The organism is Streptomyces sp. NBC_00271 (assembly GCF_036178845.1).
In the GTDB taxonomy this organism is placed as follows: domain Bacteria; phylum Actinomycetota; class Actinomycetes; order Streptomycetales; family Streptomycetaceae; genus Streptomyces.
This window is the reverse complement of sequence record NZ_CP108070.1, coordinates 11,514,940-11,539,290: the sequence shown is the minus strand read 5'-3', so window position 1 is coordinate 11,539,290 and position 24,351 is coordinate 11,514,940. Positions and strand designations below refer to the sequence as shown.

General features: G+C 68.5%; 20 protein-coding genes and 11 pseudogenes. 12 read left to right on the top strand and 19 right to left on the bottom strand.

Annotated features, from left to right (window positions below; all coding sequences use genetic code 11):
• Nucleotides 1-492: 492 nt before the first annotated feature.
• On the bottom strand, nt 493-768 hold the full coding sequence (locus OG798_RS52770) for an N-acetyltransferase (RefSeq protein ID WP_328759914.1): 276 nt from the start codon (nt 766-768) through the stop codon (nt 493-495).
• 66 nt (nt 769-834) lie between these two features.
• Between OG798_RS52770 and OG798_RS52765 the strand changes: the two are divergent.
• A pseudogene (locus OG798_RS52765) lies at nt 835-2,005 on the top strand (IS3 family transposase).
• Nucleotides 2,006-2,055: 50 nt separating this feature from the next.
• Here the strand turns inward: OG798_RS52765 and OG798_RS52760 are convergent.
• On the bottom strand, nt 2,056-2,961 hold the full coding sequence (locus OG798_RS52760; protein ID WP_328759913.1) for a hypothetical protein: 906 nt from the start codon (nt 2,959-2,961) through the stop codon (nt 2,056-2,058).
• 290 nt (nt 2,962-3,251) lie between these two features.
• Here OG798_RS52760 and OG798_RS52755 point away from each other — a divergent pair, with 290 nt between their 5' ends.
• A complete protein-coding gene (locus tag OG798_RS52755; protein WP_328759912.1) occupies nt 3,252-3,719 on the top strand; it encodes a hypothetical protein in 468 nt (155 codons plus the stop codon).
• Between the two features lie 63 nt (nt 3,720-3,782).
• Here the strand turns inward: OG798_RS52755 and OG798_RS52750 are convergent, their stop codons facing one another.
• Nucleotides 3,783-4,679 (bottom strand): NucA/NucB deoxyribonuclease domain-containing protein, encoded by an 897-nt coding sequence (locus OG798_RS52750; protein WP_328759911.1) that lies wholly within the window; start codon nt 4,677-4,679, stop codon nt 3,783-3,785.
• A 383-nt stretch (nt 4,680-5,062) separates the two neighbouring features.
• Here OG798_RS52750 and OG798_RS52745 point away from each other — a divergent pair, with 383 nt between their 5' ends.
• Complete coding sequence (locus OG798_RS52745) at nt 5,063-5,623, top strand: transposase family protein (RefSeq protein ID WP_413254842.1); 561 nt, start codon at nt 5,063-5,065, stop codon at nt 5,621-5,623.
• Here OG798_RS52745 and OG798_RS52740 read toward each other — a convergent pair.
• From OG798_RS52740 to OG798_RS52730, 3 genes and pseudogenes are all read right to left on the bottom strand, one after another.
• Complete coding sequence (locus OG798_RS52740) at nt 5,602-6,522, bottom strand: MFS transporter (protein ID WP_328759909.1); 921 nt, start codon at nt 6,520-6,522, stop codon at nt 5,602-5,604. The two genes, OG798_RS52745 and OG798_RS52740, sit on opposite strands and share 22 nt — an antisense overlap.
• 2 nt (nt 6,523-6,524) lie before the next feature.
• Nucleotides 6,525-7,163 (bottom strand): MFS transporter, encoded by a 639-nt coding sequence (locus OG798_RS52735; RefSeq protein WP_220788697.1) that lies wholly within the window; start codon nt 7,161-7,163, stop codon nt 6,525-6,527.
• Nucleotides 7,164-7,479: 316 nt separating this feature from the next.
• Nucleotides 7,480-7,770, bottom strand: a pseudogene (locus tag OG798_RS52730) (IS1380 family transposase); the annotation flags it as partial.
• A gap of 37 nt (nt 7,771-7,807) precedes the next feature.
• Between OG798_RS52730 and OG798_RS52725 the strand changes: the two are divergent.
• Nucleotides 7,808-8,156 (top strand): annotated as a pseudogene (locus tag OG798_RS52725) (hypothetical protein); the annotation flags it as partial.
• Nucleotides 8,157-8,296: 140 nt separating this feature from the next.
• Here OG798_RS52725 and OG798_RS52720 read toward each other — a convergent pair.
• Nucleotides 8,297-8,953: an adenylate kinase gene (locus OG798_RS52720; protein ID WP_328759908.1), complete on the bottom strand. Its 657-nt coding sequence runs from the start codon at nt 8,951-8,953 to the stop codon at nt 8,297-8,299.
• A pseudogene (locus OG798_RS52715) lies at nt 8,953-9,216 on the bottom strand (preprotein translocase subunit SecY); the annotation flags it as partial. The gene OG798_RS52720 and the pseudogene OG798_RS52715, both read right to left, overlap by 1 nt.
• Between OG798_RS52715 and OG798_RS52710 the strand changes: the two are divergent.
• Both OG798_RS52710 and OG798_RS52705 read left to right on the top strand, forming a co-directional pair.
• The gene (locus OG798_RS52710; RefSeq protein ID WP_183127829.1) at nt 9,206-9,439 is read left to right on the top strand and encodes a hypothetical protein; all 234 of its coding nucleotides are present in this window, start codon (nt 9,206-9,208) and stop codon (nt 9,437-9,439) included. The pseudogene OG798_RS52715 and the gene OG798_RS52710 sit on opposite strands and share 11 nt — an antisense overlap.
• A gap of 111 nt (nt 9,440-9,550) precedes the next feature.
• On the top strand, nt 9,551-10,084 hold the full coding sequence (locus OG798_RS52705; RefSeq protein WP_328759907.1) for a phosphate-starvation-inducible PsiE family protein: 534 nt from the start codon (nt 9,551-9,553) through the stop codon (nt 10,082-10,084).
• Here OG798_RS52705 and OG798_RS52700 read toward each other — a convergent pair.
• Both OG798_RS52700 and OG798_RS52695 read right to left on the bottom strand, forming a co-directional pair.
• Nucleotides 10,058-12,234, bottom strand: a pseudogene (locus OG798_RS52700) (FUSC family protein). The gene OG798_RS52705 and the pseudogene OG798_RS52700 sit on opposite strands and share 27 nt — an antisense overlap.
• 214 nt (nt 12,235-12,448) lie before the next feature.
• Nucleotides 12,449-12,694 (bottom strand): hypothetical protein, encoded by a 246-nt coding sequence (locus tag OG798_RS52695; RefSeq protein WP_147474081.1) that lies wholly within the window; start codon nt 12,692-12,694, stop codon nt 12,449-12,451.
• Between the two features lie 25 nt (nt 12,695-12,719).
• On the opposite strand from OG798_RS52695, the gene OG798_RS52690 reads away from it, so the two are divergent.
• Nucleotides 12,720-13,442, top strand: a complete 723-nt coding sequence (locus OG798_RS52690) for a DUF1931 family protein (RefSeq protein WP_328759905.1) — start codon at nt 12,720-12,722, stop codon at nt 13,440-13,442.
• Nucleotides 13,443-13,498: 56 nt separating this feature from the next.
• On the opposite strand, the pseudogene OG798_RS52685 reads toward OG798_RS52690, so the two are convergent.
• From OG798_RS52685 to OG798_RS56960, 8 genes and pseudogenes are all read right to left on the bottom strand, one after another.
• A pseudogene (locus OG798_RS52685) lies at nt 13,499-13,690 on the bottom strand (DUF317 domain-containing protein); the annotation flags it as partial.
• 110 nt (nt 13,691-13,800) lie between these two features.
• A complete protein-coding gene (locus OG798_RS52680; protein WP_328759904.1) occupies nt 13,801-14,136 on the bottom strand; it encodes a hypothetical protein in 336 nt (111 codons plus the stop codon).
• A 185-nt stretch (nt 14,137-14,321) separates the two neighbouring features.
• Nucleotides 14,322-14,678 carry an MmcQ/YjbR family DNA-binding protein gene (locus OG798_RS52675; RefSeq protein WP_328760213.1) on the bottom strand — a complete coding sequence of 119 codons (357 nt, stop codon included), beginning with the start codon at nt 14,676-14,678 and terminating at the stop codon, nt 14,322-14,324.
• The gene (locus tag OG798_RS52670; RefSeq protein WP_328760212.1) at nt 14,561-14,830 is read right to left on the bottom strand and encodes an HNH endonuclease; all 270 of its coding nucleotides are present in this window, start codon (nt 14,828-14,830) and stop codon (nt 14,561-14,563) included. Before OG798_RS52670 ends, OG798_RS52675 begins: the two co-directional genes overlap by 118 nt.
• A gap of 104 nt (nt 14,831-14,934) precedes the next feature.
• Nucleotides 14,935-15,705: an SDR family NAD(P)-dependent oxidoreductase gene (locus OG798_RS52665; RefSeq protein WP_328759903.1), complete on the bottom strand. Its 771-nt coding sequence runs from the start codon at nt 15,703-15,705 to the stop codon at nt 14,935-14,937.
• Nucleotides 15,702-16,460 (bottom strand): VOC family protein, encoded by a 759-nt coding sequence (locus tag OG798_RS52660; protein ID WP_328760211.1) that lies wholly within the window; start codon nt 16,458-16,460, stop codon nt 15,702-15,704. Before OG798_RS52660 ends, OG798_RS52665 begins: the two co-directional genes overlap by 4 nt.
• A 117-nt stretch (nt 16,461-16,577) precedes the next feature.
• Nucleotides 16,578-17,265: pseudogene (locus OG798_RS52655) on the bottom strand (SDR family NAD(P)-dependent oxidoreductase); the annotation flags it as partial.
• Nucleotides 17,266-17,377: 112 nt separating this feature from the next.
• Nucleotides 17,378-17,782 (bottom strand): annotated as a pseudogene (locus tag OG798_RS56960) (SDR family NAD(P)-dependent oxidoreductase); the annotation flags it as partial.
• 191 nt (nt 17,783-17,973) lie between these two features.
• Between OG798_RS56960 and OG798_RS52645 the strand changes: the two are divergent.
• The 3 genes and pseudogenes from OG798_RS52645 to OG798_RS56955 all read left to right on the top strand — a co-directional run.
• The gene (locus tag OG798_RS52645; RefSeq protein WP_328759902.1) at nt 17,974-18,834 is read left to right on the top strand and encodes a helix-turn-helix transcriptional regulator; all 861 of its coding nucleotides are present in this window, start codon (nt 17,974-17,976) and stop codon (nt 18,832-18,834) included.
• A 554-nt stretch (nt 18,835-19,388) separates the two neighbouring features.
• Nucleotides 19,389-21,449 carry a SpoIIE family protein phosphatase gene (locus OG798_RS52640; RefSeq protein WP_121413331.1) on the top strand — a complete coding sequence of 687 codons (2,061 nt, stop codon included), beginning with the start codon at nt 19,389-19,391 and terminating at the stop codon, nt 21,447-21,449.
• 293 nt (nt 21,450-21,742) lie between these two features.
• A pseudogene (locus OG798_RS56955) lies at nt 21,743-21,916 on the top strand (DUF2382 domain-containing protein); the annotation flags it as partial.
• 279 nt (nt 21,917-22,195) lie between these two features.
• Here the strand turns inward: OG798_RS56955 and OG798_RS52630 are convergent.
• A pseudogene (locus OG798_RS52630) lies at nt 22,196-22,408 on the bottom strand (YhjD/YihY/BrkB family envelope integrity protein); the annotation flags it as partial.
• Nucleotides 22,409-22,739: 331 nt separating this feature from the next.
• Here OG798_RS52630 and OG798_RS52625 point away from each other — a divergent pair.
• Nucleotides 22,740-23,164: pseudogene (locus tag OG798_RS52625) on the top strand (sigma factor-like helix-turn-helix DNA-binding protein).
• 25 nt (nt 23,165-23,189) lie between these two features.
• On the top strand, nt 23,190-23,969 hold the full coding sequence (locus OG798_RS52620; RefSeq protein WP_121418061.1) for a zf-HC2 domain-containing protein: 780 nt from the start codon (nt 23,190-23,192) through the stop codon (nt 23,967-23,969).
• Nucleotides 23,970-24,351: the final 382 nt, after the last annotated feature.

Genomic DNA, 24,351 nt, shown 5'->3' with positions numbered 1-24,351 from the left:
GTCCGCGAGCAGACCGATGACGACGACCGTGTACGCGGAGGCTGTGCCGACGGCAATGCCGAAACCAGTCGAGAGTTACGCAAAGTTGTCGTCCCAGCGGAGGCACACCCGTAACCGAACTCGGCCACGCGCAGCACCCAGGAGCTCCCTAGCCCAACGGCCGAAAGCCCAACTCCGCCCCAGCCCCACGATCCGCTGACGCCATGAGCCCAGAGAGGCGCGGAGGTCTGCGAAGCCGTCAGGAGCCCACCCGCCGGCGAGCGGCTGTCCACGCGTGCTCGTCGGCACGGGCAGTACGGTGGCCCGCCGCAGAAGCCCGGCCGATCCAGCAGGCAGGAATCAGTGATCGTGACCGCCACGCCCCGAGCAATGCGGCATCGACGTCGGCCGCCCGTGCGTCGGCAGCGGCCGCCGGAGCGCCGGGCAGTTGGCCGACCTGCCTCACGTACGATGTCACTTGTCGCATGAAACCCGGTGTTCAGGGGATCAACCTCAGTACCGCTGGTACCGCTCAACTGCTGGCGGAGGCAACGACGGCAGACCGAGGCGGGAGCAATTCCCTCCCACGGCTGCCTTGGGGATGCGCATCCGCTGCAGCAGCTCGCGACTGAGACGTTTCTCAAGCGTGGTGTGCCAGGTGACACCGGGATGCTGGCAGCGCAGATGCGACAGCGCCCTGGTGCCCAGCTCGCAGTCGCGGAACGGTTCGTCGAGGACGACATCGGTGATCATGCCCTCGGCGCACTCTTCGCACGCTCGACAGGTCACCGGGCCCTCCACCTTGATCGTGGACACCTTGACCCTGGATCTTGAGTCCAGGAAGAGGAGTCCCGGGTGAGGACCTACAAATACTCGGCGGAGTTCCGGGCCGACGCGGTGGCGTTGGCTCGTTCGTCGGGCCGGCCTGTCTCGCGCGTGGCCGCCGAACTGGGTGTGAACCACGAGACGCCGCGGCAGTGGATCAAGGCGGCGGACGAGGCCGCGCGGCCCGAGGCCGTGGCGGAGTCGGCGAAGGACGCGGAGATCGAAGCCTTGCGCAAGCAGGTGCGCGAGCTGGAGATGGAACGCGACATCCTGCGCCAGGCGGCCAAGTAATTTGCGGGCGAGACGAACTGGTGAGCCGCTTCGAGTTCGTTGCCCACCACCATGGCGCCTTCGGCGTGAAGCGGCTGTGCACCGTGTTGTATTTGTCGAGGTCCGGGTTCTACCGGTGGCTGAAGACCGCCCCGGCCCGCGCCGCGAAACAGGCCGCGGACGCTGCACTCACCCGGCGGACACGGAAGGTCCACGAGCAGTCCGGGAAGACGTACGGGGCCAAGCGGATCACCGCCGAACTCCGCGCGAACGGCCTGGTGGTGAACCGGAACGCATCGAACGGATGATGCGCCAACACGCCATCCAGGGATGGAGGCTGAAGCGCCGGCACCGCACGACCACCCCGGACCCCGCCGCCCAGGCGGTGCCCGATCTGCTGCGGCGTGACTTCACCGCATCCGTCCCCAACCGGGCCTGGACCGGTAACATCACTTACCTGCCCATCGCGGGCGGGAAGTTCCTGCATCTGGCCACCGTCATCGACGTGTACTCCCGTCGCCTGCTGGGCTGGTCGATGGCTGATCACATGCGGGCCGAACTCGTCACCGACGCGCTCCAGGCCGCCGTCCGCATCCGCGGCGGCCGGGTGGACGGTGTCATCTTCCACAGCGATTACGGGGCTCAATACGGGGCCAAGGCGCCAGCCGACGCCTGCCACCGGGCCGGGATCCGCCCGTCCATGGGGGCGGTCGGCACCCCGGCGGACAACGCAGCCGCCAAGTCGTTCTTCGCCTCACCGAAGCGCGAGATCCTGCCCGGCCGTCATGGCAGGCCGACCGAACGCGCCGCACGGCTCGCGATGTTCCGCTGGCTCGGCTTCTACAACCACCCGCGCAGGCACTCCACGATCAGCTACCTCGCACCGGTCGCCTTCGAACAAAGATCAACTACGCCGGCCACCACCGCATGACAACCAATGTCCGCGATCAAGGTGGAAGCCCCCGTCGCGGACACCGGGCATCAGCTCGCGCGTCGGCCTGTGAGCAGGTCCTGGTACGACTTGGACTGGAGCTGCAGGGGTGGTGCCAGATCGCCAAAGGACTTGCCGAAGGCTTGCGGCGACCGCGCCAGTTCCATCAGCAGCTGGTTCGCTGTGTCGTCGCCGGCAAGGTTGGGCGCCAGGGCCGCGCAGGCCCGAACGCCTGCATGCGGGTCAGCCAGCCAGGGGCGCGTGTCGCCGTCGAGGTGGCCAATGGCGATCAAAATCGTCGCCAGGTCGTGCGAGGAATCGGCGGCCCAGACCATCGACGTCAGCTGTTTCAGCAGCTCCGGACGTTGCGCGGAGGCTACGGGATGCCGCGCCAGCGACCCGACAGCTGCGGCGGCGCATGTCCTGCGCCTGGCGCGTTCCGACGCGAGGTACGGCAGTGTTCGCCGCAGGAGCGCGGGAACCAGGTCGAAGCAGGCAAGCGCCGCCTGATCGAGGACGAGTTCACCCAGACCCGTGCCGTCCCGCCACATCCCCGCCCTGCCATCCGCATCGGTCGACACGTACTCAGCAGTCCAGGCCCGCAGCTCCGGTGCGCGGTCCTTGACCCGAGCACGAATCTCCCCAGCCTGGTCTCCGAGGTCGGCGGCGACGCCGACCTCGTACAGATAGGCGAGCATGGCATCGGGCAACGAGGGATCATCCGGCCCCAGCAGCGGATTGTCCAGGAGCTCGGCGACAAGCAGCGCGGTGGGCGCCGTCGCAGGCCAGGCCTTGCCCTCGCGACGAAGCGTCGCCGACCACAGGTGCGAATACCCGTCGACGAAAGCCTCCGCATCGTCGCCGAGGAGAGCAGCCAGATGCCGCGGCGTGTCGCCTGCGGGGCCCAAGGCATGGAAGAGGCCGGACCAATCCACGTCATGCGTAGGGTCATCCACAACGGGGATGGTGCCACAACAACTCGACGGGCTCACATCGTCCAGACTCACTCCGGATCGGCGGACACGTTCACCCAGCCCGGCTCCCGAGCCCCGACGCGGACACCCGACCCGCCGACCTCGCTCAACCCGCAATCACGAACCGAACATCAAATTGCGTATCGCCCTCTGAGGATCAAGGCCGCGAGCCAACCGCGTCCGGGCGACCGGCTGTCTGGGCGCGGTAGGCACGGGACGGGATCTACGATCCCTGGTGATGACCAGTGGTGCGTGACGTCGAAGGGACGCTCATGGCAGAGCTTGTCCGCAAGCAGCACATCGATGCGGATGTGGGGTACAACGCGTTCGGGTTGCAGGAGTCCGATGACGCGGACCTGCCGGTGCCGTTCCCTGACGACTTCGACTACGACACATTCCTCAGCACTCATCGGGGACGGCTGGACATCACCAGCGGTGGCCACACCCACACCGCCGCCGTCACGGTCGAAGTGTGGGACGGCCCGCCGCCCGAACAAGACCCAGCCAGTTGGGACGAGCAGGCCGAAGCCGACTTCGAATCGACCAGCGGCCAGGTGGCGGTGTGGTCTATGGGCCTGGGCCGAGCCGACGATGTCATCACGCTGGCCGATTCCGGCGGTACGTGGCAGGTCCAGGTGAGCTGTGCGGGCCGGGCTGAGGCTGCCGCTCTGTCCGGCGGTGAGGGCACCGGCACGGGGGTCGAGCGCTATCTCGTCCAGTTCTGGCCCGCTGGATCCTGATCACGCGAAGTGGGACGGGGCAGCGCCCGGCACTGCCCCGCCCCGGCACCTGGTGGCACCAGGTCAGGTGACGATCTTCACGATGAAGCCGTCGTTGTCTCCGTCGATGGTGCGGTTGTTGCCGTAGAAGCCTTGCAGGAGATTCCCGCCGGCCCGGTTGTCGTCCTTCGGGATCGGCTTCACCGAGAAGTTGAATTTCCGGACTTCGGGGTCATAGTCGTGTTCTGCGGCCCCCTCGTAGGTGGTTGCGAAGGGGTACTCGTCGCACTCCTTGCCTCCGATGGTGTAGTTGGCGCCCCAGTACCGTCTGCATTGCTTGACTGCCGCCTTGCGGTTGTTGTCCCTGCGGGTGGCACTCACCGTGCGGCGCAGAGGGTCCTCCACTGTCTGGCCGGGCACCTTCTTCGCCGACATGTACGGTTTGGTGTCCTGCGGGTTGATGAACGCCGTCCTGATGTGCGCGGCCTCGGCTCGTTCCTCTGCTCCCTGCTTCGTGCTCAGAACGAGCGTCGTGAGGTAGCTGAAGGTGGCCGCGCCCTTCTTCGCCGGGTTGCTGCCGCCGCCCGTGGAGTTGGCCAGGTACGACGCGGCATCCCATCGGGGCGCGAGCATGAACAGCTTGCCGCCCATGTCCCCGCGCAGCGTCCACGGGGCCGGAGGCGTGTAGCTGATGGCCGGCTCGTACACCGAGAAGAGCAGGTCCGAGTTGCCGCTGCCTTGCCCCGGCTTCGCGTTCACCGTCTCATGGAACGTGCGAAGCGCCTTCAGCTCCGCGAACGTCTTCGTGCCCGGCGCGTTCCCGCCCCGGGTGTAGCGCGCCCCGGCTGGCCAGCTCTGCGGGATGTTGCCCTTCGTCGTGATCGGCATAGACGCGGCGCCGGTCGTGCCGGTCGTCGCGAAGTCGGTGAAGTAGTACCGGAAATCGATCGTGCGGCTGTTCTTCGCGATCGTGCCGACCACACGAACGTTGACGCGCTCTCGCCGACAACCTGGCGGTTGCGCACCCAGGTCTGCAGGAACGACGCCCCGTCACACACCGCGAACCGGGACTTCACGAAGAATTTCTTGTCGCTGCCCAGCCCCTTCTTGCACTCCTCGAACGTCATCGTCCGAGCCGGCTGCGGAGCCGTGATCCCAGCCCGGGCCGACCTCGCGGCCTCCGAGGCCTGTACCGTGCCCGAGGCTCTGCGGGATATGGGCGCGTACGAGGCAGCCGGACCCACCGTCTCCCGCGCCAGCCCCACCCTCGGCTCCGCCTTCGCGGCGAGTTCCCTCAGCTGCTGCACTCCCTGCCCGCTCTGCAACTCTTTCAGTGACGGTGTGGCAGCACCGACCGGGAGCACATACGACTCCACTTTCAGATCGTCCCGGCCGGCCGACGGGCTGTAGGAGCCGGGGCGGAGCACAGGTTCGTCTTCGTCGACCGGCTGCTGGCCACCTTGGTGAGTCTGCGGCATGGCACTACACATGACGTGCTGGCCTGCTGGTTCGGTGTGGACCGCTCCACCATCACACGCGCCATCGGCGAGGTGCGGCCCCTGCTCGCGCAGCGGGGATGCACCGTCGCGCCGGACGTCCGGCTGTGTACTCTCGCCGAGGTCGTCGAGTATCTGGGCGCCGACGGTCGGACCGGGATCGTCGACGGCACGGAGATCCGGGTGCGACGCCCGGCCGCAGGCCGCAAGGACCGGGACAAATTCGTCTCCGGAAAGACCAAGCAGAACGCGGTGAAGTCCATGGTCCTCACGGACGCCGAGGGGCGCGTGCTGTTCTGCAGCCCGGTTCGGCCGGGTAGTTGCGCCGACATCACCCAGGCCCGGCAGCTGGGACTGCCCCAACTCCTGTCCGGCGGCTCCTTCATGGAGATCCTCGCGGATGCCGGCTACCAGGGCATGGGAGCGTAGACGGGCGGACGCGAGGTGACACCACCCCATCGCAAGTTCAAGTGGAGTGGCCCGCGCCCTGACCCTGCGTTCCGACCTCTGCAAGCGGTTCGGAGCCGCACTTTGCCACGTGGTTCGCCTGAGACGCGGGCGAAGTCGCGAGGGCGGAACTTCCCGCTCTTCAGGTGCCTCTCGATGTCTTCGAGGCTGTGCCCGGTGAGCTCCGGCATTCGCCGCCATACGAACAGCCACGCCGCGACGTTGAACATCCCGTAAATCCAGAACACCTGGCCCACACCGAAGATGCTGATCATCATCAGCAGGGTCAGCGTGATCAGCAGGTTCGTGCTCCAGAGCGTGGCCGACTGCACGCTTGTGGCGGCGGCACGCACCGACAGCGGGTAGATCTCGGAGCCGGTCAGCCAGCCCATCAGCTGGAGCCCGTCAGCGTTGAAGAACATGAACGCCAGCAGGCAGGCGACGATGACTGGCACGTAGTCACGGGTGGCGTGGCCGGTGATGAAGAAGGCTCCGAGGGCGAACAGGCTGACCGCCGCGCCGGGCACCATCACCAGGGTCAACCGACGGCGCCCGACCATGTCGACGATCACCAGGCCAACCACCATCATCACCAGGTAGGTCATGCCCAGCGCCACGCTGACCGATAGCGCGGTCGTTTTGGAGAAGCCGTTGTCGGTCAGGATGGTCGGGGCATAGTAGATGATCATTTCGATGCCGGACAGCTGGGTGAAGACGGCGATGCCGCAGCCGACCACCAAAGCCGGGCGCACCCATGGCTGCCACAGACCGCTCCACCCGCGGTTGCGTCTGCTGGTCCGCTGCTGGCGTCCCTCCAAGGCGACGAACTCCTCGAGCTCGGAGGAGATGTCGTAGCCATCGGGCCGTATGTCCTCAAGCACCCTTACGGCCTCGTCCACGCCGACGCGGCCGTGTCTGAGGACACCAACCACCGCGGGCTCTCGGGCAGGCGCAGCTGCAGGAGAAACATCACCAGTGCCGGTACGGCCGCCGCGCCGATCGCATCCCGCCACGACACAGCCTGGCTCGCGCCCACGAGCGTCGCGATGACGATGCCAACGCCGATGGCGAGCTGGAAGCAGAGTACGAGCCGTCCGCGGATCGCCTTGGGGGCCAGCTCGGCGATGTACATGGGCACGGTTTGGGTGGCGCCGCCGACGGCGAAGCCAAGCACCACCCGGGCCAGGGCCAGGCTCACCGCGGTGGGGGCGAGCGAGCTGCTCACGCTGCCGATCATGAACACCACGCAGATCAGCAGGATCGTGCGGTGCCGGCCGATGCGCGCGGACAGCAGGCTGCAGGCTAGGGCGCCGATCACGGCGCCGAGCAGGATCGCGGCGGCGATCACCTGCTTCATGTCGTTCCCGATGTGGAATTCCTTGGATATCTGCAGCAGTCCGCCGGAGATGATGCCCGTGTCGTAGCCGTACAGCAGTCCGCTAACTGCAGATACCACGGCCGCCATCAGCATCCGCCCGTTCAGGGCCTTGGTCGGTTGCGCCTTGTCTGCGATATGGGTCACGGTTCCTCCAGGGCGGTGAACGGAACCTCATCCATCTTCGAACCGGGGCTGGGCCCTCATAGCTCGGCTGTCCTGCCGCGGCGAGGCACAGTACGTGACGGCCTGTCGCCGTTGGCATTCACTTGCGATGCACCAGACGACGGTGACGGCGTTAGAAGGGTTCGGCAGTGGCCAAGGTCGGCATGCGCAATATCCTCGGCGGCAGCGGAGACGACAGAGAACCGAAACCTCCCGGTGACAGGCTGCGCGTAGCGGGTGACTGGCGACATGGCCCAAGGAGACAAATTGGTCTCTTCATCTGACCCCAAGGGGCCTAGGGGAGGTTGCGCAGGCCGGTGGCGCGGGCGGCGCGGATGCGGTCCTCGGCCCGGGCCCGCTGCCGGTGGCGCAGTTCGAGGGCGGCGGTCGCCTCGCCGGCGGTGTTGGTGGCGAAGCAGGTCAGCCGCATTCCGTCGGCGTCGGTGAAGCGCAGTTGGGCGCCAGGGTGCGGCCGTTCCTTGCGCACGATCAGCTGCATCCCCCTCGGCCAGCCGGTCAGGCAGTCGCCGGCGAGTTCGGCGACCCAGGGGCCGTCGCGGATGTCGCCGACGGGTTCCACGGCCGGTGTCCCAAGCCGGGGCAGGGATCTTCAGGACGGCCTGGTGCCCGGACGCCAGCGGGCCGAGCGCGGCGGCAGGCACAAGGACCCCGACCGCGAACCCCGCCGCAGGCGCCGAGCCACCTACCACCGCTACGGCGGAGTGCGGCACCTGTTCGCCGCACTCGACCTGGCCAAAGACAAGTTCTACGGACACATCAAGCCGGTCAAGAAGCGCACCCAGTTCCTGGAGTTCTGCCACTACCTGCGCACCCTGCTACTTCCCCCTCGACGGCACCGACCACGCCGACCACAAGCAACAGGGCAGCATGATCCGCCGCTACATCATCTGGCGAAACCACCATGCCGACGACCGGCGCCTACGCACCGTCGTCGACAGGGCGAACGTTGCCTAGTGCGGCACTAGGCAGGCCGACATAGCTTTGGTGGTTGGCCCCACGATCGTGGACCCGTGGCGACGGTGCGACCACCATCGCTGACTTGGAGCAACTGCTAGGCGACCTGGCGTCATACCAGGTCTTGGACCCCGTAATAGCTACGCGTCGTCGCGCTTGAGGGCTTTCAGGGCCCGTTGCGTGATCTTGTCCACGGGGCCCAGGGAGGAGATCGTCACGACCAGGCCCTGCGCCTTGTAGTAGGCGATGATCGGCTCGGTCTGCGTGTGGTAGACCTCCAGCCGCGTACGTACCGTCTCCTCGGAGTCGTCTTCGCGCTGGTACAGCTCACCGCCACAGACGTCGCACACGCCCTCCGTCTTCGGCGGGTTGTACGTCACGTGGAACACGTGGGAGGAGTCGTTACGGCAGATGCGCCGGCCGGCGATCCGCTTGACGACCTCGTCCTCGGGGACCTCCAGGACCAGGACCGCGTCCAGCTTGATGCCCTCGGTCTCCAGGAGCTGGTCCAGCGCCTCCGCCTGCTGCACGTTGCGTGGGAAGCCGTCCAGCAGGAAGCCGCCCTCGGCGTCCGGCTGCTCCATGCGGTCCTTGACCATGGCGATGGTGACCTCGTCCGGGACGAGGTTGCCGGCGTCCATGTAGGACTTCGCTAGCTTGCCCAGCTCGGTCTGCTGGCTGATGTTGGCTCGGAACAGGTCGCCCGTGGAGATGTGCGGGACGCGCAGCTTCTCAGCGAGGCGAACGGCTTGCGTTCCCTTACCGGCGCCCGGCGGCCCGACGAGGACGATTCGCATCAGCGGAGGAACCCTTCGTAATTGCGCTGCTGGAGCTGGCTCTCGATCTGCTTCACCGTCTCGAGACCGACACCCACGATGATCAGGATGCTGGTTCCGCCGAACGGGAAGTTCTGGCTTGCCCCGAAGCCCACCAACGCCATTGTCGGTACGAGAGCGATCAGACCCAGATAAAGCGAACCCGGCCAGGTGATCCTGTTGAGCACGTAACTGACGTACTCAGCGGTCGGTCGGCCAACCCGGATGCCCGGGATGAAGCCACCATCCTCGGGGAACCTGCGGTTCGTGCTGGTCGCCGACCCGGGCCTGCCCTCCGAGATGGCCCGGGACCTCGCCCCCCGCCTGCCGGCGGATCTACGCCGCCGCATCGCCAGGGGCATCCGCTGGCAGGCGGACACCGTGACGGCGCCCCTGGCGGCGGACGAGTCGTGTCCGCGTCGGGCCGCCCCGTACACCCTCGTCCTGCCGCCGGGTAGGTCTCGGTGATGTCGCGCCTCGCCGCTTCCCCCGAGCTGCCACAACAGGGAGGGATCCGCTCGTCCACCCGTTCGGCAGCACGCCGCGCCTGCGGGCCGGGGCGCCCCTAGCACGCTGACTGTGCGACCCATTCTCCCGAAGATCGAGGGCGGCCGGGTACAGGGCCTCCTACAGCTCATCGAGGACGGCATCCACCTCGTCGTCGCGGCGCTCCTCGTACTGCTCGCGGGGCTCCTGACCGTCGGGGTCGTCCACGACGTCATCAGGTCGATCCAGGGGCCGTACCGCGAGGAGACGGTCGTTCTCTCCGCCCTGGACAACGGCCTTGTGCTGTTCATCGTGGCCGAGCTGCTCCACACCGTCCGCCTCACCATCAGGAACCAGACCCTTGACGCCGAGCCGTTCCTCGTCGTCGGCCTGATTGCCGGCATCCGCAAGGTGCTCATCGTGACGGCCGAAGCGGAGAAGTCCTTCCGGTGGAACGTCGAGGGGATCGAACTGCTCATCCTGGCGGGGCTGATCCTCGTGATGGCGACAGCGACGTACGTGTGGGTGTGGCGGCGCTCAACGCGGCCGGGAGACTACTTCCCGCTCCAGGAGGCGCGGCGCCCCCCGCCGCCGGCGCCGTCACCCACCCCGGGGCGCGGGTCCTGATCCGTACCTTCCCCCGTCACAGCCGCCCGCACCCGCTGCTCCTCGCGAGCAGAGCCGACGTCCCGTTCCAGAGGTGTGCGGCTCACGGCCGTCGCAAGGTCCTCCAAGGCTTGCTTCTGCAGTTCCGCCCCGCGCCGCACCACCGGGCTCCGGTCCCCGGCGGCGGAGCCCTCCCACGCGTGGAGCGCCTCCTCCACGCGCCTCCAGTCCGGATTCCTGTGCTCGCGCACGTCGACTGCCGCCTGCGCGGTGTCCGCCTCCAGGGCCTCGGCGAACCGCTCCGCCTCGGGGACGAAACGGCTGTCGGCCCGCGGGACATGGCTCTCCATGAGCATCGCCGCCCGGCCGAACCCCTCGAGCGCCTCCTGCGCCTCCTCCGCCTCGCGCGACGTCAGACCCCTGGGGCGGACCGGTTCCTGCCTTGCCCGGTCGTATGCCTCCCGCCAGGCGGCACGTGCCTCCCTGCTCGCCAGCAGTGCCCTGCGCATGTCGGCGCGATGCTCCCGGGTCGGTTCGGCGTAGCTGCGGAGCACCGCGGCCGCGTAGCGGCCGTTGGCGGCGAGCCAGTCCGCAAGCCGGCCCGCCAGCCGGGGCGTCTCCCATGCGGGGAACACCACATACGCCAGCATTGCCAGGGCCCCGCCGAGCAGGGTGAGCACCACCCGCTCCGGGACCGTCTGCTCCCATGCCTGGCCGCCCATGCCGAGCAGGAAGACGACGTATGCGGCAGTGAAGCACTGGGAGTATGCGTAGCCGGTACGGTTCAGCGTGTACGACAGGCCCGCCGAGACCACCGCCAGCGCGCCGAACACATGGGCATCCGGGCCCAGGGCCCGCACCATCCCGGTGGCGAGCGCAACCCCCGCCAGGGTCCCGGCGAGACGGGCCACCGCGCGCGCGTACGTCCGGTGGAAGTCCGGCCGCATCACCATCACCGAGGTGATGGGCGCCCAGTAGCCGTGGCCCAGGGGCAGCCGGGCGGCGATCAGGTAGCCGAGCGTGGCCACCGCCGCCAGGCGGACGGCGTGCCGGAACACGGGCGAGTCCCGGCGGAGCTCACGGCGGACCGCCCGGACGACGATCGGGACCAGCCGGAACATAGTCGGGCGCACCAGGAACTGGGCGTCCGCGGGGCCGGGCGGCTTGGGCGTCTTCCCGCGCGCGCCGCCGCTCCCGGCGATCTCCAACGCCTCGCCGAGCAGTTCCACGAGCCGGTCGGCGGCCTGCCGCGCGGGCCCCTCCAGCACCTCCTGCTCCTCGTCGACGCGCAGGACGTCCGCGCTCCTAGGTGGAACCTCGGCGGGAGTGCCGCGGCGGATCGAACGGGCGGCCGCATCCAGGACGTCGGCGGCCGCGTCGAGCAACTCCCGCGCGCGGTCCCGCCCGGGTCCCTCCGCCGGGGCGCCGACGTCCGGGTCGGCGAGCGCGGCGACGACCGGCCGAATGCGCTCGGCGAGTCCCCGGGGGCCGTGGAGGATGGGGGGACGGGTGCGGGCCTGTGATGGCGTCACGGCGGCCGCGTCCCGGGCCGTCATCAACGGCTCCGGGTCGAACGGGGCCGCCGGGTCGTGCCGCAGCCGGCGGGCGTAGTCCGCCACGGCGGCCAGGGCGTCGGCGAGCGCGTCACGATGCGCCCCCCAACGGCGGATCGGGAACAGCAAGATCAGCACGGCCTGCACCACGCCTCCGAGCGCGATGACCCCGGCGTGCTCCAGGGCTCGCCCGACGCTCGTGGGCAGGGTGATGGTCACCAGCATGCTGCCGACCGTCGTCGCTGCGACGATCCCAGCGGTCGATCCGACGGCCCACGCCATCCCCGCGACAAAGGCCCATACGGCCAGCAGTGGGAGGAACGTCACGAGTCGTCCCGCCGCCAGGTAGCCCACGAAGGTACTGAGCGCCAGACCCGCGCCCGCGCCGAGCGCGATCACCTTGCGTGGACGCCAGGTGCGCTGGAAGGTGGCCCCACCCGCGGAGTAGGCACCGAGGGCGGCGGACGCGGCATAGGCAGGGGAGACCAGCCACAGCGCCGGCCCGATGACGATCGCCACCCCAGCGGCCGTGCGCAGCGCGAGCAGGGGCTCCAGCCGCGCCTCCTCGATCGTGAGCCCGGATCGCACGACCTCCCCGAAGGCCCGCAGCCACCTCACGGATGTGAGCCTAGCCGGAACGCCCTGCCGGGTCGCGTCGGCCGCGCGACCCCGGGCCGACCCACACCCACAAACCGGCACCCTCGCGTACAGGGCAATCGATGACCGCGCCCCAGCGTCGCCTGTTCACCCCCAGCTCGATGTCGTCCTCGTGGCCGATCCGGGATGGCCGACGGAGGTCGCGAAGCGACTGAAGAAGGGTGACGGACCTGTCCTACCGGGACAACACCCGCCCCGTCATCGCCATGATCGGCCCGCCGGAGCACATCGCGCTGCTGTCGCTGCCCATGCTCAGCCTGATGACGTAGTGCGGTGCCTCGCTGGTGTACTGGATCCTCCCGGGTGGCAGGGCGTTGCCGGACTCCGGGACCAGCGCTCCGATCACGCCGAGGGCCGCTCCCCTCAGCCGGTGGGCGGTAGGCAGGCTGGTCCGCGTCAACCGGCCCTGGCTGCTGTTCACCGGCCTCTCCCGAGCGCCCCCTGGCGTGTTCGCCACCGCGGCGTTCGGCCTCATGAGCAGTGACATCTGGAGGATCACCCTTTACGTGGGGCCGCTCCGCGACGCGGTGTTCACGCTGCTGTCGATCCGCACGCCCGTCCGACTACCCGGGCAGTCGGACACCTGGGCCTGGCAGGGCAATACAGGGAGGCTAATTGGGCCCGACATGCGCATGCGTTCCCGCGTCCCGTCGGCCAGGCTGAATGGGAAGCCCAGGGGCCGGGAGCCACCCCGGCGCCCGCAGCCGGAGGTTGCCGTCATGACTGTGATGTCCATCGCCAGGTTCGAAAGGTTCTTCCGCGCGGCCGCGGGGCTGGACGTCGACAAGAACGATCTCAAACGCTACAGCGACTTCGTCGACGCCAAGCTCTACGATCTGCTGACCGTCGCCCAGGCCACTGCCAAGGCCAACGGGCGCGACATCATCCGGACCTCTGACCTACCGATCACGAAAGGCCTGCAGGAGAGCATTCACCACTTCCAGAAGATCGACCAGGAAGTAGAACTCAAGCCGATCCTGGAACAGCTCGCCACCCACCCCGCTCTGGACCGCACGCCCGACGAAGAGACCGAGGCGGCCTATCCGGACATCATCGGCGGACTCAGCCTGGCCCTTGCCCAGAGCTTCAAGATCCTCCACCCCGATCTGAAGAACCCCCAGACTCAGCACTGGGACGACGCCCGAGCCGTCTTCGACCTCCTGCTGTGAGTGGCGACCGGACCAGCCGGTGCAGGCCGCGGCCAAACAGCGTCAGCGCGCTCTGCTTCCCCGTCGGTGCCGGGGCGACCGAGCGGAAACCAGCCGAGGTAAAAGCGGCCGTCCTTCTAGCTGAAGTGCACGTCCGCGCGATCATCCACGATGAGATTGAACTCCTCCGCGGAAAACTGCTCAAGCACAAGCGTGGGCTGTCCGGGACCGAGCTGCCACTCACGCAGCCGCAGGGCTTCGCCGTTCATCCATCGTTCCACCGCCCCAACGGCCGTAAGACGCCCGCTCAGCACATCGGCCGGTTCGCCTACCGGGGCGACCCACTTCGCACCCCGATCGTCGGCCCAATGGCCGCTCCTTACGTCAGGAGAGGGGGTTGCCCCAGCAACCGGCCGTGGTCAGCCCGTGCCGTCACGAGGTCCGCCAGCTCCTCGGAGTCGCTGAAACAGGGCCCTTTCCACGTGTCGGGAGCGGCGATCGCCTGTACACGGACCTCGGTCCCAAAACGCTGAGCAGCCTCATACAGACACTGCAGGACACGGAGCGCCCGAACATCAAGAACACCCACATACGCCCGCCATATCCGCGATACCGAGTAGACCCGGGCGACGAAGCACAGCAGTTGCCACTGCTCCTCGAAGACGGCTGGGTCCGCGGGGGCTGCGGTGGCGGTGACCTCCAGCAGCCACCGCACAGAGAACTACGGTGTCCCCACGGCCTCACGAATCGCCTGTCGGATCCACAGGTCCACCGTCATTTTTGCCGGAGGCATGGAAGAGCCTCCGAGCCGGGAAGAGCAAGGGCCTTCGCGTGCGCAGGAGCGCCCTCGTCGAGTTTGAAGGCAAGGTAGTCCCCCCGTAATTCCTGAATGCACGCCGCTCATGGTGCGACCAGGTCGTGGCTGTCCCCTATCAACTTCTGGATCAGTTCGTCCGGGACGTCGCCGGCCAACGAAATGTTGACCCAGTGTCGCCTGTTCAGCTTGTACGCTGGGTGCACTGCCTCGAAGCGTTCCAGCAACTCAACGACCCGCTCGGGATCAGCCTTGACTGTCACCTGGTCGTCCGGGAACTCGTGGCCGCTGAGGATGGCAAACACCTTTTTGTTAGCCGCGGTCTTCAACACCACGCGGTCCGGGGCGAACGGACGCGACTCGCTGACTCCAGCGAAGGAAAGCGCCAGCTCTCCTCCGTGAGTGCTGGCACAGGTCTTGTGCCGTGGATGTCCCGGTGACAACTTCCGCAGACCACGAGGGTTTTGCAGTGTCGTGCGGCCATGAGATCCGCCCACGGCGGCCGGTTCCCGGATCGTCCGAGGTCGGCGAGTTTGGCGTCGTGGTGGACTTCCACCTCGTCGACGCGTCCGCATGCCTCGCACCGCCCGGCCAGAAGCCGGGTGACCAGCTCCTTGCGTTTGATGGTGACCGGGGCGCTGGGCTTTGGGCCGCACGTAGGTGCCGAGCTTGTTGAGGAGTGCTCCGCCTGCGCGGTGTTCAGAGTTGGGTCTGGCCGCCGTTGACCTCGTAGACGGAGCCGGTGACGAAGGCGGCTTCGTCCGACAGCAGGAAGCTCACCACGCCTGCGACCTCGTCGACCTGGCCCACGCGGCCCATCGCGGTTTTCGCGGCGATGGAGGCGCGCACCTCCGGCGGGAGTGCTTGTGCCGACGGTGCGTCGATCGGACCGGGTGCGACGGCGTTGACGCGGATGCCGCGCTGCGCGTATTCGACCGCGGCAGAGCGGGTGAGCCCGACGATGCCGTGCTTGGAGGCCGAGTATGCGGCCCGCCCGGCGTGGGCCATCACCCCGGCGGTGGAGGCCATGTTGAGGATGGTCCCACCGCCGGCTTCGAGCATGTGGGCGATCTCGGCCTTCATGCTGTGGAAGACGCCGGTCAGGTTGATGGTGATGACGTCGTTCCAGTCGTTTAGAGCGATGTCGTGGACCTCGACCAGGCCGGGCGTGATGCCGGCGTTGTTAAAGGCAAGGTCGAGGGCGCCGTAGGTCGTGACGGTGAAAGCGACGAGCCGCTCGGTGTCGTCGAACGAGCGGACGTCCGCGGCGAACGCGGATGCGAGGTGTCCGGCGGCGCGGGGTTCCGCGGCAACGCGTTCGGCGGCCCCCGCGTCACGGTCGGCGACGACGATACGCGCGCCGTCCGCGGCGAGTCGCCTCGCGGCCGCTTCGCCGAGACCGGCTCCGGCGCCGGTGACGAGCCCGACCTTGCCGGCCTTGTCTCGCTTGTCGTGGGTGCTGGTGGTCACGCGGCGGCCTCCTCGGTGGTGAGCTGGACGAGTGTGAAGACGGCGCCCGCGGGGTCGAGGAAGACCGTGATCGTGCCGATCTCGATCGGCATCGGCGGCATGAGCCGGGTGCCGCCGTGTTCGGTGGAGGCCGTCGCGGCGGCCTCGATGTCGTCGACGGCGAAGTACACGTCCCAGTACGCGGGGGTCTCGGCCGGCATGGCCGGCGGCCGTGGCAGGAGCCCGGAGAAAGATCTGCCGTGCGTCTGCCACTCGCGGCGGCCGAGGGAACCACTCGGCCCTGTGAGCCCCCACCCGAAGGCGTCGCGGTAAAACGCTGCAGACGTGTCGACGTCGTCGGTGATCAGTTCGCCCCAAGCGAGGGTGCCGTGTGCGGGCCGCTCGCGGTGCCGTGTGGCGGGCGCGCGGAGCGCGAACCGTGTTCCGTTGGGGTCGGTCACGACTGCGGTTTCGACGGAGCCGCCGTCGGCCGAGGGCAGGACCGCACCCGCGGCCTCGGAGACGGCGGTCAATGCGGTGTCGAGGTCGTCGACGTCGAAGTGGATGAGCCATCCGGCGAACCCGTCGGCCGTGGTTATGTCGGCCACCGGCTTGCCCGCGGCGGATGCGATCAGCCGACCGCTGGTCTCCGTGATGGCCCAGCCCAGCACGGCCCGGTAGAAGGACGCGACGGCGTGCGGGTCGGTCGAGGCGAGGCTTGCCCATCTGGGCCCGACGGCGGTCGGAGACGCGTCGTCGGTCGTGGTCGTAGCCATGGTCATGCTCCGTTCAGTGTGCCGCGGTCCACGCGGGGTTTTCGGCATGGTCACTGGAGTGCACCCCCCGCTGATCAGGAGGCCCTGCCCGCTGATCCAGGCCGCGAGGCCGGAGGCGAGGTACTCGGCGGCGTCCGCGACTTCGTCGACGGTCCCCATCCGACGACCGATGCGCCCGGGCCGGGCGACGAACTGCCGGACCGGGTGGGTGGGGTCTGGCTCGGTGAACACGCCCGCGCCCACGATCGCCGTGGGAAGGATCGTGTTGACGGTGACCCCGCGGTCAGCGAGTTCCTGCGCCAGGACCTGTACGGCGTAGCGCGGTGCTGTCTTGCTCGACCCGTACAGCTTCGCCGCGGACCGGCACGGTCGTCGTGCTCGAACCGACGTAGATGATCCGGCCGCCGTTCACGACGTGCCGCGCCGCCGCCTGGAGGGTGAAGAAGGTGCCCCGGGTGTTGATGGCGAAGAGACGGTCGAACTGCTCCTCGGTGATGTCGAGGAAATCGATGCCGATGAGCTCGACACCCGCGTTGGCGACAGCGATGTCGATCCGCCCGAAACGCTCGGCGGCTTCGGCGAAGAGGCGCTCGATGTCAGGGACGACAGACATGTCGGCCTGTACGGCGATCGCCTCCGCGCCCAGATGCTCTATCTCTGCGACCGTCGCGTCGGCTTCCTTCGCGCTGGAGGCGTAGTTGACCACGATGTTCGCGCCGAGGCGTGCGTAGCGCAGGGCTATCGCCTTGCCGATGCCTCGGGCGGAGCCCGTGATCAGGGCCGTCTTGCCGGTCAGATCCCTCATCGGAATCGTTGCCCCTGCCGGTCTGCCGTTCACAGGCTCTGTCCGCCGGAGATCTCGGGACGGCGAAACGGGTCAGACCGCTGGAGACGTTCACGATGGCGCCGCCGTCGGCAAGCACCGGCAGCAGGGTCTGCGTCAGGAAGTACACGCCCTTGAGGTGTACGTCCACCAGGTCGTCGAAGTCCTTCTCGGTCGTCTCGGCGAACGGGGCGGTCAGGTCGGTGCCGGCGTTGTTGACGAGGAAGTCGAACGTGGTCCTGCCCCAGCGCGCCTGGAGCTCGGTGCCGAGCTGCTCGGCGAAGTCCGCGAAGGTGTTCACGACGCTGGTGTCGAGCCGCAGTGCGACGGAGGAACGTCCCTGATCCGTGACAGCGGACACAACCTCCTCGGCCTCGTCCCGGTTGCCTCGATAGGTCACCACTACATCGACACCTGCCTGGGCGAGATGCAGCGCGTATGCGCGTCCGAGACCTCGGTTGGCTCCGGTGATGACGGCGATCTTGTGGGTGGTGCTCACGATGACTCCTTGGTCGCTGGTCGCTCTGGAGGGGTTCGAGGTGCTGTTGTCGAACCCGGTGACCAGTTGACCTGCGATCCGAGAAGTCATCCAGTGCCTGCTTATCCCCTGCCCGCCGGACCCAGGCTGAGAGCTCAGCCTGGGATTGGCAGACAGTGGATAGCCGTATCCGGGTGAGGCACAGTGTCGATATGGATCAGAGCGGCCTGGCGACATTTCTCCGTAGGCGTCGAGAGGTGCTGCAACCCGACGACGTCGGCGTTCCTCCGGGGCAGCGCCGACGCACGCCGGGGCTACGGCGCGAAGAAGTGGCCGCGCTGTGCGGAATGTCGACGGACTACTACAGCCGTCTCGAACGCGGCCGCGGACCACAGCCCTCGGAGCAGATGATCACCGCGATCGCTCGTGGGCTCCGGCTCACCCTCGACGAACGCGACCACCTCTTCGTCCTCGCCGGCCACAACGCACCGGCCCGCACCACACGCGACGACCACGTCAACGCCGGCATGATGCGCATCCTCGATCGCCTTGAGGACACCCCCGCGCAGGTCGTCACCGCCACCGGCGAGACGATCGTGCAGACCCCGCTGGCAGTAGCCCTGCTCAGTGACCAGACACGATTCACCGGGCTCGCGCGAAGCATCATCTACCGCTGGTTCACTGATCCGAACGAAGGTACGAACTACGTTTCGGAGGACCACCCGACGCACAGCCGTGTCTACGTGGCCCAGCTCCGCACGGTCGCCTCCCGCGAAGGCCGCGGCTCACACGCCGCCGCGCTCGCCGACCGTCTGTGCGCGGAGAGCTCCGAGTTCGCACAACTGTGGGCCCAGCACGAAGTCGGTATCTCCTACACCAACCGCAAAAGAATCCTGCACCCGCAGGTCGGAATGTTCTCCCTGCACTGCCAGACACTCGTCGACCCGGACCAGGCCCAATCGCTGCTGGTGTTCACCGCGATCCCCGGCACGGAAGACCACGACAAGCTCCGACTGCTCTCGGTCATAGGAAGCCAGCGGCTCGGGGCCTCTACCCCCGCGGCCTCTGACTGAGGACTACGTGTCCCCAGCCCACCGCCGAGCACAGAGCGGCCGGCTGAGGGGCCGTGACCGCGCTTCCGTGCGACGCCGGCTTGATGCCATACGGCCGATCAGGCATCGGCCGTAGCCGTCACGAATAGGCAGTCACAACCGACGGAATCGCTGGTCTACTCTCCCGCGCGCCCCCCCTGCGCCATCCCGCTCGCCCTGGTGGCGTACGGGGAGAGCCGGTGCGGTGACGGTGGTTAGCCGACTGAGGGTTGGATGCTGCGCTGCTGCGGCCTCCGCCCCGCCGGATCGTTCCGTTGCGTGTGGCCTCTGAGAACGAGACCCGGATCGGGGGCGGCCTGTTCGCCGCCACCCGCGCCGCCCACCCCTGGACCCGGGAGGCCGGAGCTTTGTGCTCCTCTGCTGAGGCCTGGGGCGCGGCGAGCTGTATCGGGCGACCGTGCGGCCGCGCAGATCCGGGGGACCATGGAAGCAGTGCGAGGTGCAGGGGACACAGCCCACAGCCTGAAGCCGGCGCAGGGCGGCGTGTCACGCTGGCAGGCGGAGGGAGTGCTTGGATGAGGACAGCCGATCCCTTCGGTGCCGAGGGTGACCAGCCGGATTCCGGGCCGAGACAGCCGCGCGAGCTGCTGGATCTGCTCAGTGTCGCGGCTGTGCTGCTGGATGCCGAGGGGCGGATCGTGCTGTGGAGCCCGCAGGCCGAGGAGCTGTTCGGCTACACCTCGCACGAGGCGCTGGGCCAGTACGCGGCACGGCTGCTGGTCAATGAGCAGCACGTGGACCTGATGATCAGGCTGTTCAGTGAGGTCATGAGGACGGGACAGGGATGGGCCGGCGCCTTCCCTGTCCGGCACAAGGACGGCAGTACCCGGCTGGTGGAGTTCCGCAACATGCGGCTGCTGGACGACCGGGGTGACTTCTATGCCCTGGGCATCGCCACCGACGAGGCGGCCCTGCGCCAGGTGGAACGGGACGTGGCCCTGTCCACGCGGCTGGTCTCGCAGTCCCCGATCGGGCTGGCCGTCTTGGACACCGACCTGCGGTACGTGGCCGTCAACCCGGCGCTGGCGCAGATCAACGGCGTCCCCGCCGAAGACCACCTCGGGCGACGAGTCCGCGAGGCCCTGCCTTTCCTGGAGGTCGATGCGATCGAGGCCGCGCTGCGGCAAGTCCTCACGTCCGGAAAGCCCATGATCGACCAGCACAGCGTGGGGCGCACTCCGGCCGACCCCGACAACGATCATGCCTGGTCAGTCTCCTACTACCGGCTCGACGGTCCCGGCGGCCGGGTACTCGGGGTAGCCATCGTGTTGGTGGATGTCACCGATCGGCACCGTGCCCGGCAGCGCCTCGCCCTAATCGCCGACGGCTCCGCCCGTATCGGCACCACCTTGGACGTGGAACAGACCGCCCGCGAGCTGGCCGACGTCGCCGTCCCCGAGCTCGCCGACATCGCGGCCGTGGACATCCTGGATTCCATCCTGAACGACCGCCACCCGACGGCACCCGGGGCAGGCAGAGCACTCTTCCGCGCCCTCGCCGTGAAAGCCGCGTACCCCACCGGGGCCGTCCGCGCCGCCGACCTTCCCGGCCACCTCGCCAGCTACGGCGCGGAGCGCCTGGCCACTCAGTGCGTGCGGACCGGCCGGCCCATCCTGGTACCCCACGTCGGCGAGCGGGACCTGGCCCGTATCGCCCGTGACGCCGAGGCCGCCGCCATCCTGGCCCGCGCCGGCGTCCACAGCTATCTCTTGACGCCCCTGATCGCGCGTGGCGAGGTGCTCGGCACCCTGGGCCTCACCCGCGCCCGCAACCCGCTGCCCTTCGACAACGACGACCTCCTCCTGGCCGGTGAGCTGGCCGACCGAGCCGCGGTCTGCATCGACAATGCCCGTCTGTACCAAGGCGCACGCAACACCGCGGTCACCCTCCAGCGCAGCCTGCTGCCGGACCTCCCACCGCAGCAGGCGGGCCTGGAGATCGCCTCCCGATATCGGCCCGCCGGGACGACCATTGAAGTCGGTGGCGACTGGTTCGATGTCATCCCCCTCGCGGAAGACAGGACCGCGCTGGTCGTGGGCGATGTGATGGGCAGCGGCATAAGCGCCGCCACCACCATGGGACGCCTGCGCACCGCTACCTCCACCCTGGCCGACCTCAACCTCCCACCCACCGAGCTGCTGCACCACCTCGACAAGATCACCGCTGACCTGGAGCAGTACGCCACCTGCGCCTACGCCATCTACGACCCGCACCGCGCCCTGTGCCACATCGCTGTCGCCGGACACCTGCCCCCCGTGCTGATGCGCACGGGCGAGCCCCCCGAACTGCTCGACCTGCCCACCGGCGCACCCCTCGGGGTCGGCGGTGTCGCCTTCGAAGTCACCACCTTCGGCCTGGCCCCCGGCGACCAACTGGTCCTCTACACCGACGGCTTGGTCGAGACCCGCCACCACGCCATCGACGAGCGCCTGGACCTCCTCCTCCAACTGCTGCACAGCCCCGACCGAACCTCGGAAGAAACCTGCGACCGGCTCCTGGACGCACTGCGCGATCCGGACGACCACGACGACGTCGCCATACTCATCGCCCGAGCCCGGCCCCGGCCCCGGCCCTAGAGGTCGTCCGCTACGCCAAGGACAAGGTCAAGGACGCCCCCAACGTTGACGTCGACGCCGGGGGCCACCTGTCCGAGGGCGAAGAACACCGCCTGTACGAGCACTACGGCATCGACTGGGACGCCGCCTGGCAGCAGGCCAAACAGCCCGGAACCGCCAGCTGGGCCCGCACCGACGGCGAAGCCGGAACCGCCGGCACCAGCACCGGCACGGAAGCCACCGGTGATGCACATCGGCACCGAACGCCAGGAGTCGGCCGGGCCTGGCAGCGCAAGTACGTCGTCACCGAAGAGGTGCAGCAGACCGTCCCCGTCTGCCACGAAGAGGTACGCGTCGAACGCGAACCGGTCACCGAATCCAACTGTGAGGCCACGGCAGGCCCGGACATCAGCGAAGCCGAGCACGAGGTGACGCTGCACGCCGAGCGGCCCGTGGTGGAGACCAAGGCCGGGCCGGCCGAGCGGGTCCGCCTCACCACCGACGAGCGCACCGACGAGGAAACCGTCACCGGCGAGGTCCGCAAAGATACGGGCACGGGCCAGCATTCCCTCTTTGAGTTGACGGCTTTCCTCCCTCAGGGCCAGCAATTCCTCCGCGACATCTGCTGCAGAGGTGTGACCCACTGGAAGGGACCCGCTTGGGGGTTGCCGATCAGTAGAAGTCATGCCCTCACGCCTGCCCGGGCGACAGCGCGCTACCCAGCGCCGCCGGTGAACGGCCGGTACAACGCGACGGCGCCACAGCGCTCAGGATTCAAAACGGCGGCGGTCCTCCTCGTCCCACTTCCGGGTGTCGCGTGGCTGCACATACGGCTCCTTCTCGGCCGGGTGACCGCCCGCGACAGCACGCTGACGGTTCATCTCCGCGTCGAATTCCGGGCCCAGGAGGATCGCCAGGTTTGTGATCCACAGCCACACCAGGAAGATGATCACTCCGGCGAGGGCTCCGTAGGTCTTGTTGTCCGGGCGAGAGCGTGCAGCGCTTTGGAAATCCCCTGCCGGGACCACTCTTTGAGGCGTCGGCGGATGGTGCGGTCCGAGCATCCGGGCGCGGGCGTGGGCAGCGGCACCCTGTACCGGAACTTCCCAGTAACGCCACAAGGACGTGCCACCCTCGGCACTCACAAGCGTGACCGGCGCCGAGCTGCTCGTGCAGGATAAAGCGACACATGCGCGTGATGATCGTCTTATGTCCTGGAGTTCCTGAAAGCGTGGTCCAAGGACCGATCCGGATCGCTCCGCGCACCGTGTCTCTGATAAAGGGACCCTTTCGACCGTAGATGAGGAACTGCTGCGCACTCTGTACGCGGAGCACGCAGGGCCCCTGTTCCACTACGTGCTGCGACTGACCTCAGGAGACTGGCAATGGGCAGAGGACGTGGTGCAGGAGACGCTGCTGCGAGCGTGGCAGCATCCCGCCGGGCCCGGCAGGCCAGACCGGCCGAGGTCGGCGGCGCTGTGCTGGAGCGAGCCGCCGAGCAGAAACCGGGCGAGGACGAGATCGAGCAGGCCCTGCAGAGCTGGGCGGTGGCCGACGCGGTCCGGTCACTGTCCCCGGACCACCGCGTCGCCCTGCTGGAGACCTACTACCGGGGCCGGACCATGGCGGAGGCCGCCCAGGTGCTGGGCATCCCGCTGGGCACCGTGAAGTCGCGGACGTACTACGCCCTGCACGCCCTGCGGCTGGCGCTGCAGGAACGGAGGATCGAGCCATGACCGTGGCGGGCAGGGGGCGGTGACCATGAGTGCGGAGCACGACGCCCTCCGGCTGACGCTGGGAGGATACGTCCTGGGCACGCTGCCCCCGGCCGACATGGAACAGGTGCGCGTCCACCTCGCGGCATGCGCCGAATGCCGGGCCGAACACGTCCAGCTGGCGGGATTGCCTGCGCTGCTGGCGACGGTGACCGAAGCCGAAGCCTCAGGCCAGACGGTGCCGACGGCCGACAGGGACCTGACCGACCGGCTGGTGGCACGGGCAGCCGAAAGCGCGCAGGGCTCCCTGCCCGAACGGCCCGCCGCGCCCGCGGTGTCGCAGACGCCAGAGGCGGGTGTGCTGGAGAGGCTGCTCCAGCAGGCCGCGGCCAGGCGCCGCAAGTCCTGGCGTCTGCAACTGGCCGGCGCTGCAGTCTCGCTGATGCTCATCGCGGCAGCGGCCGGCGGCACGTGGCTGGCGGCTGTCGGATCTGTGGGCAGTCAGGCGAAGCCACCCGGGCCGACTACCTGGCGCACCTTCTCCGGAAGCGATCCCACCACCGGTGTCTCCGCCTCGGTGAAGGTCTCGCCCTCTGCCTGGGGCAGTCTCCTGCAGATCTCCGCCAGGGAGGCACCCGCCGGAATCACCTGCCGGTTGCAGGCGGTCGGGCCAGGCGGGGCCAGGGCGGACGGCGCTACCTGGCGGGCAGGCGAGTACCCTCCCGGCACCACGATCCCAGGAGCGGTCGCCATGGCTCCGGGAGCCATCGAGCACTTTGAGATCCTCGCAGGCAACGGTCAGAAGCTGGTCACCATTCGGGCGTGAGGCCAGGCCGTGGCGGTCATGTCACGGGACGGCCCGGCCGCCCAGTGACATGACGACAGCAGCTGGGCGTGAGCGCATGGTGGCACAAGAGGCCAAGAAGACGTCGCCTTCGAAAGGCCGGGCCCTCAGCGGAGAGGGTCCCCGGGCAGTCGACAACAACCGGGCGGCCTCAAGACCGGTGGACCGGGTGAGTGGGCCGACGGGGCGTGCACAACTCTACTTTTTCCCCGAAGTCCGTACAGCCCGGAGAAGAGGATTCAGCACGTCTGCACGCCGAGAACCGCGACCCAGCCGAGATGCGGGCAGGGGATGTCCGTCAGCGAGCTCTGGGCAGAGGCGGCTGAGCCCAGCCAGACGCCGACATTGACATGACTCGCAAGAA

Coding starts and splice junctions, on each gene's coding strand:
- OG798_RS52755 (WP_328759912.1), top strand. CDS start 3,252: ATGGCAGAGCTTGTCCGCAAGCAGCACATCGATGCGGATGTGGGGTAC.
- OG798_RS52720 (WP_328759908.1), bottom strand. CDS start 8,953: ATGCGAATCGTCCTCGTCGGGCCGCCGGGCGCCGGTAAGGGAACGCAA.
- OG798_RS52710 (WP_183127829.1), top strand. CDS start 9,206: ATGAAGCCACCATCCTCGGGGAACCTGCGGTTCGTGCTGGTCGCCGAC.
- OG798_RS52660 (WP_328760211.1), bottom strand. CDS start 16,460: ATGGCTACGACCACGACCGACGACGCGTCTCCGACCGCCGTCGGGCCC.
- OG798_RS52645 (WP_328759902.1), top strand. CDS start 17,974: ATGGATCAGAGCGGCCTGGCGACATTTCTCCGTAGGCGTCGAGAGGTG.
- OG798_RS52640 (WP_121413331.1), top strand. CDS start 19,389: ATGAGGACAGCCGATCCCTTCGGTGCCGAGGGTGACCAGCCGGATTCC.
- OG798_RS52620 (WP_121418061.1), top strand. CDS start 23,190: ATGAGTGCGGAGCACGACGCCCTCCGGCTGACGCTGGGAGGATACGTC.